Source organism: Endozoicomonas sp. 2B-B (assembly GCF_053470045.1).
On record NZ_JBLZMU010000001.1, the window covers coordinates 5779418 to 5794834 of the forward strand.

The 15417-nt window shown below is 47.1% G+C and carries 9 protein-coding genes; 8 read left to right on the forward strand and 1 reads right to left on the reverse strand.

Going from position 1 to position 15417, the window contains the following annotated elements:
- The first annotated feature begins 102 nt into the window (after positions 1-102).
- The 7 genes from ACOMHB_RS21320 to malQ all read left to right on the forward strand — a co-directional run bounded on the left by ACOMHB_RS21320 (position 103) and on the right by malQ (position 12133).
- Positions 103-3150, forward strand: a complete 3048-nt coding sequence (locus tag ACOMHB_RS21320) for a hypothetical protein (protein WP_448218114.1) — start codon at positions 103-105, stop codon at positions 3148-3150.
- 524 nt (positions 3151-3674) lie between these two features.
- Positions 3675-4394 carry a C39 family peptidase gene (locus ACOMHB_RS21325; protein ID WP_448218115.1) on the forward strand — a complete coding sequence of 240 codons (720 nt, stop codon included), beginning with the start codon at positions 3675-3677 and terminating at the stop codon, positions 4392-4394.
- Positions 4395-4967: 573 nt separating this feature from the next.
- On the forward strand, positions 4968-6185 hold the full coding sequence (gene malE, locus ACOMHB_RS21330) for a maltose/maltodextrin ABC transporter substrate-binding protein MalE (protein ID WP_448218116.1): 1218 nt from the start codon (positions 4968-4970) through the stop codon (positions 6183-6185).
- Positions 6186-6314: 129 nt separating this feature from the next.
- A complete protein-coding gene (malF, locus tag ACOMHB_RS21335) occupies positions 6315-7865 on the forward strand; it encodes a maltose ABC transporter permease MalF (protein WP_448218117.1) in 1551 nt (516 codons plus the stop codon).
- A 6-nt stretch (positions 7866-7871) separates the two neighbouring features.
- Positions 7872-8759 (forward strand): maltose ABC transporter permease MalG, encoded by an 888-nt coding sequence (gene malG, locus ACOMHB_RS21340; RefSeq protein WP_448218118.1) that lies wholly within the window; start codon positions 7872-7874, stop codon positions 8757-8759.
- Positions 8760-8795: 36 nt separating this feature from the next.
- Positions 8796-9929, forward strand: a complete 1134-nt coding sequence (locus ACOMHB_RS21345) for an ABC transporter ATP-binding protein (protein ID WP_422135128.1) — start codon at positions 8796-8798, stop codon at positions 9927-9929.
- Between the two features lie 14 nt (positions 9930-9943).
- A complete protein-coding gene (gene malQ / locus ACOMHB_RS21350) occupies positions 9944-12133 on the forward strand; it encodes a 4-alpha-glucanotransferase (protein WP_448218119.1) in 2190 nt (729 codons plus the stop codon).
- Here malQ and ACOMHB_RS21355 read toward each other — a convergent pair.
- Positions 12117-13373: a MalM family protein gene (locus ACOMHB_RS21355; protein ID WP_448218120.1), complete on the reverse strand. Its 1257-nt coding sequence runs from the start codon at positions 13371-13373 to the stop codon at positions 12117-12119. The genes malQ and ACOMHB_RS21355 overlap by 17 nt on opposite strands.
- A 369-nt stretch (positions 13374-13742) precedes the next feature.
- Here ACOMHB_RS21355 and lamB point away from each other — a divergent pair, with 369 nt between their 5' ends.
- The gene (gene lamB, locus ACOMHB_RS21360) at positions 13743-15239 is read left to right on the forward strand and encodes a maltoporin LamB (RefSeq protein ID WP_448218121.1); all 1497 of its coding nucleotides are present in this window, start codon (positions 13743-13745) and stop codon (positions 15237-15239) included.
- Positions 15240-15417: the final 178 nt, after the last annotated feature.

A 15417-nucleotide genomic window follows, 5' to 3' on the forward strand; every position in this document is an offset into this window, starting at 1 on the left:
TTTGGGACCCTGATGGAACTTTTTGCCAGATAGTTACTCCAAGGACTCTAAAGTTTACCTTCAGGAAAATAGTTAAGTAATAAGTCTTAAAGGAGTATTGCCATGAATATTGCCCATGGAACGGGAACCTCTCAGAGCCTGTGCCCTCCAACAAAGTTAGACACTCAGTCGCCAACGGCCTCTGGCCAATGGACAGTCTGCGAATCAACCAGCAGGCTGCGACCCCATCATTCCAGAGAGCCTGAGCGACAGAAGCTGAAGGAAGCTGCTGCCAGTGGACGCCTGGCGTTTCGGCGAATTCAATACACCAAAGAAAAAAATTACTTTTCGGGTAAGGGAGCACCAAGACCCTTCTCCCTCGCTCTGCCGGAGAAGATGATGCCCACTGAGCCCATACCAGATGGTTTCGGTAAATGGATGGTAGGCATTGTTAACCCCCAGTGCCTGTATATCTACAAACGCAATGCCGAGACCTTTTATCTGCAGAAGGGCTATGATGCGAATAAATGGTTTGTAAAACAACTGCCTGATCTGCAATCACTGCACGACGCACTTCTTGAGCGCAGCAATAAAGTTGTCTGGGGAGTTTATCCTGGTTTCACCTCGGGACATCTGCAAAAAGACGGAACGTTCAGTTTACCAAAATTGAAATCCGGCGATAAATCTCACCCTCGCAAGTACCCTGAACTGGTACTCACCAACTACCGCATGGAAGACATCAAATGCTTTTGCGTATACAAGGACGCACAAATAAATATTTCCGATATCCTTTGGGACAAGGATCATTGTAAAATTTTACTGGGGCTTGGCCCCTTGCCTCTGGTTGTTTATTGCCACCGCACAGGTTCTGTAGAGGTCTATTTTGATGATGAGCTGGAAAGTCCGCACCTGGCCAGCAATGAGAATTCTCTGAATGATTTTGCCTTCTCACAGGGCTTAGCCCCAGAGCATTTGAGAGCCATGCTGAATTTGCTGCCAATGCCTTTGCGGGCAAAGGCACTGAGTTCGAAATCAACTCTCTCAGCTGATCCAGATACCATGCAGCTACTGCAAGAAGCCATCGAGCTGGTAAATAATCCCTGTCATTACAGTTATAAGAGGCTTCTGGAATTGAAACAAAGTGGCTTGCCAATTCACCAGTTTTTTTCTCATGAAGGAAGGGTTGAATCTTTACTTGGAATGTTACTGGTTTCCGAATTGATCAGAAACGACCGGCCAATGCACAAGCAAATCCAGAAACAGGCGGACGAAGCCTGCCGCTTATGTCGGCTGCTTCTGCAGAGCGGTGCAAGGCTGGAAAAGAATTTTCGACCCATTTTCAATATGGATGATGGCTTACACCCATTAATACCACCGAGCATTATGAACTATATTTTGCCTGCCTTTGCTCCATTTGATTTTCTGACCCTGAATCATCTCCGGAGACTACCTTTAACCGGTTGCCCGGGAAACGTCATTGAATTTGACCGAATCTGCCGGGAAACCACCCAACAGCAGCGGCAAAGCTTTTTGGAACAGTTAATAATACACCATGTGGTTGACTTTAATCCTCCAACTCTCAACACCCTCCAGTCCCTCTTACTGGCCCTGTTCCATTACGAAGCTTCTCTGGACAATGACGTTCTGAATCGCGTTAAAGTCTATCATGCGAGCAGATATGGTAATGGTAAGAAGATTATTGAAGATTTATCTCTGAATGGTTATATCGAATGGCTTGAAAACCTTCGGGATCAACGGGAAAAATATCCTTTCTACCAGAATTGGCCAGAGCATGTCCGGCAGGCTCAGCGGGAAATTGAGGAGCTGAAACAATCGCTCGGCCTGAACGATACCGGCGCATCGGCAACACCATTGACAACCGAAGTACCGGCGGCATTACAGTTTGTGGTGGAAGCGTTCAGTAAACCGCCAGTCCTGCCTGACAATGTCGGCGATAATGAAAAAACCATCCTGAAGGTATTGCAGCATTATTACCGCCGTCCGGGACCAGAGCGGGTGATAGAGAGCCTTTTCAGACAGACCATACCAACCGTGTGGAAACCACTGCACAGTTGCAGTCATGTTCTGCGGGCCAGGAATAATGGGCTCTGGTATATGGAGTTGCTGGAGAAATTTCAGCAACGCTCCTTGCACCCGCAAGAAAAAGAACTCCTTTCTCTGGCGATCATCTACCATGACGCGGCTGCCGAAGATGTCGACAAATCAGTAGAAGAAACGAGTTCAGCTGAATATTTCAAACGGGATCTGGCCGGGTACTATCCTGAACAGCTGCTGGCTGATATGGCAAAGGCGATAGTCAGCAAGGAAAACGATGTCAAGGGTCAAGACGAGCAGAGCCTTTGTGAGCGAGTGCGCTGGTATCTGCGCATATTACGCTTTGCGGACCGAATGGATGTTATCCGTGGTTGCGGAGTTGGGGCTAATTTTCCCGGATTAACGATGACTCGACCTCTGGGTTTTGACGCAAACCGTCTTGACTTACCCTGGCAGCTGACCAAAGAGTTTAGCTCCGAGCCTGACAACAAGAGTGAATTCCAACGTCATCTGGAAGCTGCCATGCACGGTGCGGCTGATCTGGCGCGAATAACCTGGCAACTCCTGGATCGGCGCAGAAAAAACTACACCCAAGTCTACGGTCTGATCGACAATGGCTCAAAGATCTCTGAAAACTTTGAATGGACTACTGAGCCAGTGCAGAGAATGAACCAGTTTATTGATGACAATGTCCGCCGTAAAATCGCTCAGGAGGCCGGAATTATTACCTGTTCAGACCCCAGCCACAAAGCCTGCAGGGCCGATCAGAACAAAGGGATCACTTATGGTATTCATAACAGCGGGTATGATCTGGGGCAGGTGACGATTCCGGCCGGAATGACGCTGCTGGAAAAGATGCAGTACGAACATGACCCGTCGCTGCTAAGCCCGGCCACACAACAGGCAATAGAGCAAGAGGTGCAGCGGCTGAAGAACGAAGGTATTCGGATGAATCCGGGCACCTTGATTCAGGAAACACTGCATTCGGAGGACGCCCGCGAAGTTCTGAAGAAACGGGGTATTGCTGTGGTCAGCGAGAAGCGTCGCTACTTTAACAACAATGGCTTCCCGGGAGAAAAGGAAATGCTGGTGCCAAAGAAGATACTGAAAAGGTAGCACCAGTAAACAGGGGTATACCAGCTCTGCGGCATAAAGCCGGATTCTTCCCCCGCAGTCATTTTAAGTATTATGGCGAGAATCGCTTCCCGGTCCATTCCATTGTGCAATTTGTCCCGTGCATAGGTTTTTGCTATACAACTAGTAAGTACTCAACCATACGAAATCATATTTTCTGACTTATTGTTCAGGCACTCTGACTGCGTTGCAACTCTGGTCACATAGCTTGCTATGCTCCCGTCGTTGCGCCTTGCAGAGCACCTGCCCAATAAGCCAGAAATATTCGATTCCGTATGGCTGAGTACTTAATAGAAAAAACCCATGAAAAGGAATTCGCAGTGCACAGCATTGAAAACAAAAGAGATTTACCTCCCTCACTTCAGTCACTGAATGAAACACCTGACAAGAAGAAGCGAAAAAAAGAACAACCCGTTCCCACGCTTCGACTTACAGGGCCTGAAAGCGTGGCAACCAGAGTTTTGCGACACCCCCTGAAAATTCGATAACTAAAAAATGGATAAAATATGAAACTAAGAGGACCGCTCAGAGCAATTTGGAGTTTTAATGTTACTAATGACACAACAAAATTAGAAGCTGAGCAGAAAAAGTTCAAAGGAAGGAGTGTAGAGCTCAAAAGTCACATTCATCCTGTTAAGTACATTCATCAAGGGCATGTTAATCTCTGTGGTGATGCCTGTGTAGAAATGCTCAGAAGGTTTTATGGTGACGATCCATTATTTGTTACCAGTATAAATCCAGAAAAAGTTGAATCACTTTCTACTAACCCGAGAAGTATATTTAAAGGATTCCCCTTAGAAGAATTTTACGAAGAGTCTATTCGTTCAAATTTCAAATTATCTGAGTTGCAATTTCCTGATTCTTCATACACTAGAGAAGCATTAGTTGAGTCTTTAACTGAACTCATTGCCGAGACACCTATTCTTCTTAGGTATCAAGAAAATCGCTTCTATGGTCATTATGCCCTGTTAATAGGCATTATGGGTGATAAATTAGTCATTCATGATCCTTGGTCCGGAGGTAGTCAAATAGAAACTGTAGACTGGTTACAGTCACTGATTTCAGAAAATGAATTAGAAGCATTTCTTGCACAAAACAAGACGGCTGATGACATACTTCCAACAGGCATCATTACAATAAAAGTTGATTCAGAAGATCCAGAACCTTCAGAGGATTTTGATAGCTTAGTTGCCAGAGTAAAAGAGCGCCTTAACCGTCGACAATGATGTAACTGGTTCCTATGCTGGAGCGGCTATCGCAAAACTCAGGTTCCCAGGCTGTCGTGCCCTTTGGGCCCCAGCGAGGGATCCCGGACTAAGCCCAGCTCCCTGTCTCCAGCATCAGAACGAGATGAAAGCGACTTCCGTTTTTCGCCTCAATTAATTAGCTATCGTCGTATATTTTGATTTAATTCTCAAAAATAATATTAACTTGCTTTTTTAGAAAATTATGAATAAGTACCTGGCCAGAATATGCGAAACCAACTGGTTAGGTACTTAAAACCTTGCCTTGATGAAAAATTCTTCTCCACATCATCATTACCTTCCGATTCTGCCGCTATTATTGAATAAGTTTTTCTTTCATCTCAGACAGCAACCCAATGGGTCTGTCTGTGAAAGCGAATCTTCACTCTCGACCGAACTTTCAAGCCATGTAGGGGAATCATCATTAGGCTGACCGGAGAGGTTCACGTCCGGTTGCGTATGAAGCTTGTCCTACAGAACGCGCCTGCGGTTTATCACTGCGAATGGCCGCTGCGCTTTAACTGAATAGCTAAATTGATCAGGAGCCGTTGACTGATGATCAGATTACTGGGTACTCCGCTTGGCAAAACCATAGCTGCAGCTGCAATCACTCTCGGGACTGCCCTCAGCCCTTTCCAGGCCTTCTCCTTTGAGGATGATGAACTGGTGATCTGGGTAGGCGGTGACAAGGCCTACAATGGTATCCGGGAAGTCGGCAAGGAGTTTGAGGAAGACACCGGCATCAAGATTAAAGTTGAGATTCCGGAAAATATTACCGATCGTTTTCAACAGTCGGCAGCGTCCGGTGGTGGACCAGACATTCTCTTCTGGGCCCATGACCGATACGGTGAATGGGCCCAGAGCGGTCTTCTTTCGCCTGTAAACCCAGCTGCGGATTTCAAAAGCAAGATTGACGATCTGGGCTGGCAGGCGATGACGGTCAGCGGCAAGATCTATGGTTACCCTGTCTCTATGGAGGCTATCAGCCTGATCTACAACAAGGATCTGTTGCCAGAGCCTCCCGGCTCATTTGAGGAAATGTTTCCTCTTAAAGACAAACTGGCCAAACGCAAAGTTACTACCATTATGTGGGATCAGATCCAGCCTTACTTCACTATGCCGATGCTTGCTGCAGATGGCGGCTATGTCTTCAAAAAAACACCGACTGGTTATGATATCAAAGACACCGGAGTCAATAACGCCGGAGCCATGGCCGGTGCCAAAATGCTGACCGAGCTGATTGACAAAGGCGTTATGCCCAGAGGCGTTGATTATGGTGTTATGGAGTCCAGCTTCAACAAGGGCCAGACAGCCATGATGATTACCGGCCCCTGGGCCTGGTCAAACCTGGACAAAACCAAAATCGACGGCAAAGATCTGAATTATGGTGTGGCCGCTTTGCCCAGCGTCAATGGCCAGCGTTCCAAGGCATTTGTTGGCGTCTGGGGAGCCACTTTGAACAGTGCCAGTCCCAATAAAGTCCTGTCTAAAGAGTTTCTTGAAAACTACCTGCTAACAGACGACGGTCTTCGTACTATGAACAGCGATGTTCCGCTGGGTGCTGTGGTCAATAAAAGCTACATGAAGGAACTGGAAAAAGATCCTCGCATCAAGGTTACCTACGAAAATGCCGTCAACGGTTTGCTCATGCCCAATGTACCGGAAATGGGCAAATTCTGGTCAGCCATGGAGTCTGCTCTGATGAACATTACCTCCGGAAGACAGGACTACAAGAATGCGCTCAATGAAGCAGCCAGGCAGATTGTCAACTAGGCTGTCTAGATCCCCTTCTACTTATCTCAATGCAGTGAAATACGACAAGTGATTTCGAGAGTGATTTATGCAGTTTCAAGCCCACCGGATCAGAGTATGTGAGCTAAATCTGCTTCAGGAGTCGACTTTATGGAGGCTGATCAGAAAGCAAAGAGCCCATTGACCTGGTTGGTATGTGGGTTGATTGGCATGATTGATCTTGTGCTGCTCTATGGCGTGGCCCTGATGTACTTTCAGGGAGAGTTTGCTTTTGCCCTGATCATTCTGGTGATTGTCTGCGTCGGCACCTGGGTGTTCATAAGCGCTGATGGCTACAACTACCGATATGTTTTCCCTGCAATTCTGGGTGTATCGATATTTATAGTTTTCCCCCTGATCTATACGGTATATGTCGCATTCACAAATTACAGTTCCAGCCACCTTTTATCCTTGGAGCGCGTAAAAATCCTGCATCTGGGCAAAACCTATAAAACAGAGGGTGAGTCCTATCATTTCAGTGTTTATCAGCAGGGGGCTGATTACCGGGTTCTGTTTATCAGTAACAAGGAGACAGACAAGTACCTTATAAGTCAGCCGTTCAACGAAACCGTCATTCCAGTGCCATTGAAAGCTGACTTTTCACTGGACCTTCCTGAAGGCAATGAGCTCCCCCTCAAGGAGACCATAAAGCTACGGAGTACCCTCAAAAAACTGGACGTAGAACTGCCTGACAAGACTGAGCTAACAATGACCAGCCTGAGAAAATTTGGTCCCATGTCAAAAATTTACCGTGACATTGGTAATGACACTCTGCAGGACACGCGTAATGGCAACCTGCTAAAGCCTGATCATACAACGGGCTATTATATCGAAGTGCCTGAAGGGCAGCCTGATTCAGCGGGCAAGCAGGTAAGACCGGGCTTTGTCGTTTATAACGGCTGGGATAATTTTGTTCGGGTGCTCAAAGATCCTGGTATTCAGGGTCCTTTCTTAAAAATTTTCCTCTGGACCCTGGTATTTGCAGCTCTCTCGGTGCTCTTTACCATGACTGTAGGGTTGCTGATGGCCTGTCTGGTGCAGTGGGAACCCCTGAAAGGTAATAACTTGTACCGGCTGCTGTTAATTCTTCCTTATGCAGTGCCAGCCTTCATTTCTATTTTGATCTTCAGGGGCCTGTTTAATCAGAATTTTGGTGAGATCAATATGCTGCTAAACCTGCTCTTTGGGGTTCAACCCGAATGGTTCAGCAACGAGTATCTGGCAAAAACCATGGTCCTGATCGTTAATACCTGGCTGGGTTATCCTTACATGATGATTCTCGCCATAGGCCTGTTGAAGTCTATTCCAGATACTCTTTATGAAGCTTCAGCAATAGACGGCGCCTCTCCCATCCAGAACTTCTTTAACATCACTTTGCCCATGATCATAAAGCCTCTGACACCGCTGTTGATTGCCAGTTTTGCATTCAACTTCAACAACCTGGTTCTGATTGCACTGCTGACTGACGGTGCTCCCAATATCATTGGTGCCAGCACTCCGGCAGGTGCCACCGACATTCTGGTGAGCTATACCTTCCGGATCGCATTTGGCCAGTACGGGCAGGATTACGGCCTGGCTTCTGCCATAGCCACCTTCATCTTCATCATGGTGGGTATCATAGCCTGGGTGAACCTGAAAGCGACTAAACAGGTACTGGAGTGAACGACTATGATTGTACAGCCAAGAAACCTTAAATGCCGGGTGTGGTCTGCCAGAATCTTTATGATTCTCTTTCTCTGCCTGATCATGTTTCCCTTCCTGATGATTATTTCGGTGTCTTTTCGTTCCGGTAACTTTGCTACCGGCGACCTGATACCCAGTAATCCCAGTCTGGAACACTGGTATCTGGCTTTTGGTATTCCCTGGGAGAATGCCGACGGCTCCATCACCCAGTCTCCCTTCCCTGTTCTCCTCTGGTTATGGAACTCTATCAAAGTAGCGTTTATTTCCACGCTGTTGATCCTGCTACTATCAACCACGGGCGCCTACGCATTCGCCAGACTGAGATTCCGATTCAAGGAATCCATGCTTACTGCCATGATGATTCTGCAAATGTTTCCAGCTGTACTGGCACTGGTTGCCATATACTCCCTGTTTGAGCAGATCGGCAACTATGTTCCCTGGTTAGGTCTGGACACTCTGGGTTCGGTAACTGTCGCCTATCTGGGTGGTCTGGCTCTGCACATCTGGTTAATCAAGGGCTACTTCGAAACCATTGATTCATCCCTCGAAGAAGCTGCAGCGATTGACGGAGCAACGCCCTGGCAGGCATTTCGTTTTGTGTTGCTACCGCTATCAACACCCATTCTGGCGGTGGTTTTTATTCTGGCTTTCATTACCAATATTGCTGAATATCCCGTTGCTTCAGTGCTTTTGCAGAGCATGGATAATCTGACGCTGGCGGTTGGCTCGAGACAATATCTGAATCCACAGAATTATCTCTGGGGCGACTTTGCTGCGGCAGCCGTTCTGTCAGGTCTGCCCATCTCTATTATTTTCCTGTTGTGCCAGCGCTGGATTGTCGGTGGTCTGACTTCAGGTGGTGTCAAAGGCTAGCCTGCCGGGTTCAGCGTATAAAAAACGGAAAACCTTATGGCTGAAGTTAAGCTTGTCAATATTTCCAAAAGCTATGACCAGGGCAAGACCTGGGTTCTCAAGAATATCAACCTGAACATTGCAGAGGGTGAATTCATTGCGTTTATCGGGCCTTCTGGCTGCGGTAAGTCCACTCTGCTTCGAATGGTCTGTGGTCTTGAAGATATCACTGAAGGAGAAATGTACATTGCCGGAGAGCAGGTGAATGACTGGCCACCGAACGAGCGCAGGGTAGGCATGGTCTTCCAGTCATACGCTCTTTATCCACACATGTCGGTGGCCGAAAATATGGCCTTTGGTCTGAAGCTGGCAAGAGCCGATAAATCGTTAATCAAAAGCCGGGTTGAAGAAGCCGCCCGAATTCTCCAACTGGAAGCCCTGCTGGATCGAAAGCCAAAAGCCATGTCCGGAGGTCAACGACAAAGGGTGGCTATCGGCCGCTCCATCGTGCAGCAACCAAGGGTCTTTTTGTTTGATGAGCCGCTGTCCAATCTCGATGTCGCGCTCCGGGTTCAGATGCGGCAGGAAATAGCCCGACTCCACAACCGTCTGCAAACAACGTCTATCTACGTCACCCATGACCAGATTGAAGCCATGACTCTGGCAGACCAGATTGTTGTCCTGAGCCCTCTGGCTCAGGGGGCAAAAACTAACCTGGAGCAGGTTGGCAAGCCATTGGAGCTTTATCACCAACCCGCCAACCTGTTCGTTGCCGGATTTATCGGTTCACCCAAAATGAATTTCTTTGACGGTTTTATTGAAGAGACCGGCAACAGCGAAACCCGAGTCAAATTAACCACCGGTGAAGTACTCCGGACAAATGTTGACTGCCAGGATGCCAAAAAGGGTGACAGGGTCGTGCTGGGCATTCGACCCGAAGATGCTCTGGCAGAAACGGATAATGGCAACGCTGTCGAAGGCAAGGTTGAGACGTTGGAGCGTCTGGGCGCCGAATCTTACATATACATGAGCCACGATACCATTCGTGAAAACTTTATTGTCCGGGTAGAAGACTCAAAAAAACGTGATGCAGGCAGCAAGATGAAAATTGAGCTTCCGGTTCAGTTTTGTCACCTCTTCAACGCTGAGGGCAAGGCTTTTCCTCGTACCCAGGCGCCAGCCCACGACTGATAAGAGAGAGCGTTATGTCTGATCCTGATCTGATTGAACAGCTGGCCGGGTACTATCGCGTTTCTGGAGAATACAGTGACTGGGCGGGTGAGCCTGTCAGCGTCCCCATCGAATACAAATTGCCAATTCTCGCCGCCATGGGATTGAACGTTGAATCTGACGATGCGATAAAACAGGCGATCACAGACTTTGAACAACAGAGGTGGCAGCAACTGTTGCATCCCGTTTCTGTCTTCACACAGGGACAAGCCTATCAGGTCAGTCTGCACCTTGAAGATCAACAGCTGGGTCAGCTGTTCAAAGGCGAAATAATACTGGAAACCGCTGGCCACCACTCACTGAATCTGAATACTGACGATATGCCCATAGAGGAAAGTTGCAATTTTGGGGGTAAAATCTATCATCACCTGACGTTCAAATTACCGGATACTTTGCCCCTTGGTTACCATCCGCTCTCGCTGCAAAGTAACAATACGCAAGACTGTGCACTGATAATTATTGCTCCTGAAACCTGTTACGAACCTGAAGGACTGGGCAGTGGCAATAAGATATGGGGCAGTGCAATCCAACTTTACACACTCCGAACTCGTCATGATTGGGGTATGGGTGACTTTTCAAGCCTGAGTCAGTTGGCGACTCAACTGGCAGAGCAGGGCGCAGATGTTATTGGTCTGAATCCTATTCATGCCCTTTACCCTGCCAACCCTCTTCATGCCAGCCCCTACAGCCCATCAAGTCGAACCTTTATTAATCCCTTGTATATCGATATCACAGCAGTGCCGGACTTCAGGGAATGTGACGAAGCCCGGAAGCGATTTGAAGAGCCAGAGTTCAAAGAACAACTGCAACGGGCAAGAGATCAGGAATACGTAGACTACAGCCTGGTAGCGTGGCTGAAGTTTGGTTTTCTGAACACACTGTTTGAACACTTTTATCAACAGCACCTTAACCCCGAAAGCTCAAGGGGAAAAGCTTTTCTGGATTTTTGCAGAAACCGTGGCCCGGCTCTGGAGCAACATGCCCTCTATGAAGCTATTTATGAGCATTACAAAAAGCTGAACATCAATAACTGGGGATGGCCATGCTGGGAGCCTTTGTTCCAAAACCCGGAATCCAGCGCCGTTCAAGCGTTTGCCAGCGATAACCGAAAACGCATTCAATACTATATGTACTTACAGTGGCTGGCTGAAGATCAGCTGGCCAAAGCCCAGGAAGCGGCCATTGAAGCCGGTATGCTGGTGGGCATCTATCGTGATTTGGCCGTAGGTGTGGACAGTGGCGGCTCTGATGTCTGGAGTCATCGCAGCCTGTATTGTCTGGATGCAGGCGTTGGTGCGCCCCCGGACGGTGTCGCTCCCCAGGGACAGAACTGGGGTTTGCCTCCCTTTAATCCGCAGGTGCTAAGGGCTCAGCAGTACCAGCCCTTTATTGAAATGGTTCAGGCTAATATGAGCCATTGCGGGGCTTTGAGAATTGATCACGTCATGGGGCTACTGAGACTCTGGTGGTGCCCCAAGGGCAAAACCGCTGACTATGGTGCCTATGTCTGTTATCCCCTTGAGGACTTACTCGGCATCATCAAACTGGAGAGCCATCGTCGTCAGTGTCTGGTATTCGGAGAAGACCTCGGGACAGTTCCGCCTGAAATTCAGGCCACTTTGCCACCGGCCCTGTTCTATTCCAACGAAGTGGTTCTTTTTGAATGCCTTGGTGATCATTTTACGCCACCTCTGGACTATAAACCCATGGCTTTGACTTGTATAAGCAACCATGACATCCCCCCTTTGAAGGCCTGGTGGAATTGTCTGGATCTGGATCTGCGTCTGCAACTGGGCATTTATGATCAAAAGCGGACTCAGCTGGAGAAAGAGGCAAGACACAAGGAAAAGCTGGCTTTACTGAAAACACTTTCGAGCATCCATGAGTTTCCTGCAGGCATGAACCCACACGATATTTCCACCATGGGATACTCAAGGGACTTAATGGAAAAAGTGCATTATTACCTGACTAAAACAGCTTCAAAAATCACCGTGGTTCAGCTGGAAGAGGTTTTGCAAATTGACTCCCCGGTGAATATTCCCGGGACCAGCGAAGAGTATCCAAACTGGCGCAGGAAGTTGACCGATACTCTGGAAAATATTTTTGCTGATGAATCCAATCGGTCGTTTTTTAACAACATGACGGTGATTAGAAAGAGCGGTTAAGTTTAACGCCATCAAAGTGCAAAACAGAATGCGGCCGCTTTAATAGGAAACGACAGGCTGCAAGTATTAACTGTTTGTCTGTCGCCTTATAATCAAAAAGCTTATCCACTTCATCCAAGGCAGCTTTGATCTGATCAATGACCTTCAATGCCGCAGCTCCCTGACCGGCCTTCAGGTGCTCGTATATTTGTAATTGATAGTGATACAGGACTTTCCCGCCATAACCGACTCTAACATCAGTTTTAGGGGCATTCAGTTTATCAACGGGCTTACCATACTGTTCAACAAAGTACTCCTCTGTATCCCTGACAATACTGCCCAATTCAGCCCTTGAGACAAGAGCCCATCCAATATCGCATGACTTAAGGCCTTTATTAACAGCATCAACATAATACTGCAGAACTTCTTTTGTAAAAGGGTCCTGTACCGCTTTTGGAAGTGCTGTAGCAGAGACAGCTACAGGAGCAATGGTCGTTGAAGCATAAGCCACCTCTGAACTTTTTATACTGATGGCCAGATGCCCTTTGTTTCCATGAATGGCTACAGGATCTGAAACTGGCGGAGCTACAACACCGTAAGCTCTGGCATATGTCTTGGCCTCATTCATCAAAGTAGTTCTTCCTTTCCTCAGTTCATCGGTGGTGTAGATAAGCATACAAACAGCTTCCTCATTGGAACGTTTGTCATTATCGATGACGAATTGGGCTTCAATACTTTCAGGACTGGTAAACCCGGGCTTTTTGTACTTGATCTGACTTTCAGGTATATGGGCTATGATATTGTGCGACTGATCCAGAAGTGCAACAGCCGGATAGAACAGCTGTTCTTTGTCGCCATCCTTGACCACGTAGCTGTTAATACTCACTTTATGAATACCCGTTGGCGGCAGACTGAAAGCCAGTACCGGAGTCTCTCCGGTGGATTGTTTTAACCTTGAAGTAAAGTCATTAACGACAACGTTAGTCTTTTTTTTATCGCCGGGATAACTGATTGGCTGACAGGTAATATGTTTAACCGAGTTGTACACTTTGCCTTCTGAGCCTGGCTGCCTGACTATCTCTTCGCGGCTATTGAAAAAAGTACAGCCCGTCAGGGTTATCACAGGGACAATAATACACAGCGAAAGAATCTGTTTTTTCCGCACTCCAAACACATCCCGTCGTTTATAAGATCTTCTTAATGCTGCGATAATTTGGCCGCCTGAATTGCCAACTGTTCTGATACCTCTCGACAAAATCATAAACTGTATACCTGAATTCACGATCAACAAAAAATTGCAGCATTTTTTCACTATCAGTAACAGTATTGCCGCACAGGCTCTGGGAGCCTGTCTGCAAACATAGTCGTATTTGTGTCAGACAGGATAAAAAACTCTATTATCTGCTATTTTTTCCTGTTTACTTTGCTGATTGCGAATCTCTGGTCTAGATTTTCTACGGGTATGCCGAAAACATAATTCTCAAAGTCATTCGGTTTATTTACTCAAGCCGCCATGAGTATGTGATGGCTTCAGGATCTTGGGAAACCGCATCTTCATGGCAACAGGCCAGAGCAACTTAGCCAACGGTTAGCTCTGGTCAACTGTCGTACACACACAAGGTAAATAGCAATGATTCAGATACAGAGTACTCTGTCTGCTCTGGGTCGCAGTATTGGGGTTATTTCTCTCGCTTCCCTCCCTGCACTTTCCTGGGCCTTTGAAGAAGTTAACGTTGATTTTCACGGCTATGCCCGCTCTGGCGTAGGTCGTTCAGCAGAAGGAGGAGATCAGGCCTGCTTTAAAGCGGCTGGGGCACCCGCCAAGTACCGCTTGGGTAATGAGTGTGAGACCTATACCGAGCTGAAGTTTGGTGCTGAGTTGTCTAATGATAATAATACCTCGTTCAGGCTGGATACCAATATCGCCTACAAGGTTTACCAAAACAATGACTGGGAAATGCCCGGAATGGGTGACGATTATTATGGCAACAATGAGTTTGCCCTGAGGGAAGTCAACTTACAAGCTAGGAATATCATTGAAGGTATGCCTGAAGCTATGCTCTGGGCCGGCAAGCGCTTTTACCAGAGGCATGATGTTCATATGAATGACTGGTACTACTGGGATGTTTCTGGCCCTGGGGCCGGTATTCAGGATATCGATATTGGCATAGGCAAGTTTGATATTGCTTGGCTAAGACATACACCCACCGTTGAATATTTTGACAGCAGTGGGTCTTACGAAAAGCAAGCTGTTGAAACCGATGTCATAGATCTCAGACTAAAGGATTTGAGACTAATGGATAATCTCAGCCTTGAACTGGGAATTGACTACGGGAAGGGAAATCCTCCTGACAAGTATGAAAACAAGGAGGCCCTTGATAAGGACGGATGGATGCTTACAGCTGAGTTGACTTGGGAGGTTCTGGATGGCTTTAACAAGTTTGCAGTGCAATACGCTAGTGATGGCATGACGGGTCCAGGTGTTGGCTCAACCGGACGAGATATTGTCTCAGCAGAATGGTACAAAGGTAACAAGCTCTTCAGGGTACTTGATCATGGCTCGTTCTCTCTGAGTGACCAGATGGACATCATGTACGTTGCAGCATGGACTCAGGTCGAATACGACGAAGAAGCTCAAAGACTGAGTGGGTTGCCCGATGACCCCCTCTCCTTGCCTGACAAAAGAACTTGGATAACTGCAGGTATCAGACCCATCTGGAAATGGACTGAAATCACTAGTACTGCAATTGAGCTGGGTTGGGACAAAGTAGAAAATGCCTTTTATGATAGCTCTTTAAACGGTGGTAAAGGTCAGGGCTTTGATAGTCAAGTGACCAAATTTACTATAGCTCAGCAGTTCCATCCAAAGTTTGGAGCGTTTGTCAGACCCGTTATCAGAGTGTTTGCCACCTATGCCAAATGGGATGGGATTGAAGACGACTGGAAACTTCCAACAGAGACTGATAAAGACGCCAAGTGCACCGCTACCTACTCTGCAGATGAGTGTTATAGTGCTGCCGGTTTGGGATATTTCGATACAGGCACCTCTGCGACTCAAATCATAAGAACCTTTGGCGCTGAAACCGACGGCTGGACATACGGCGTGCATTTTGAAGCTTGGTGGTAATGGTTTAATCGGTAACTCTTATAACCAAAATAAGGCTGCATTGAGGTGGCCTTATTTTTTCTTGTGTTTAACGCATATCTCCAGCCTTGAATAATAAACTTATACCCGATAACTAAATATAATAACTAAATATAATAAATATAAGACACCCAATAAATATTAAATATAAGACACCCAA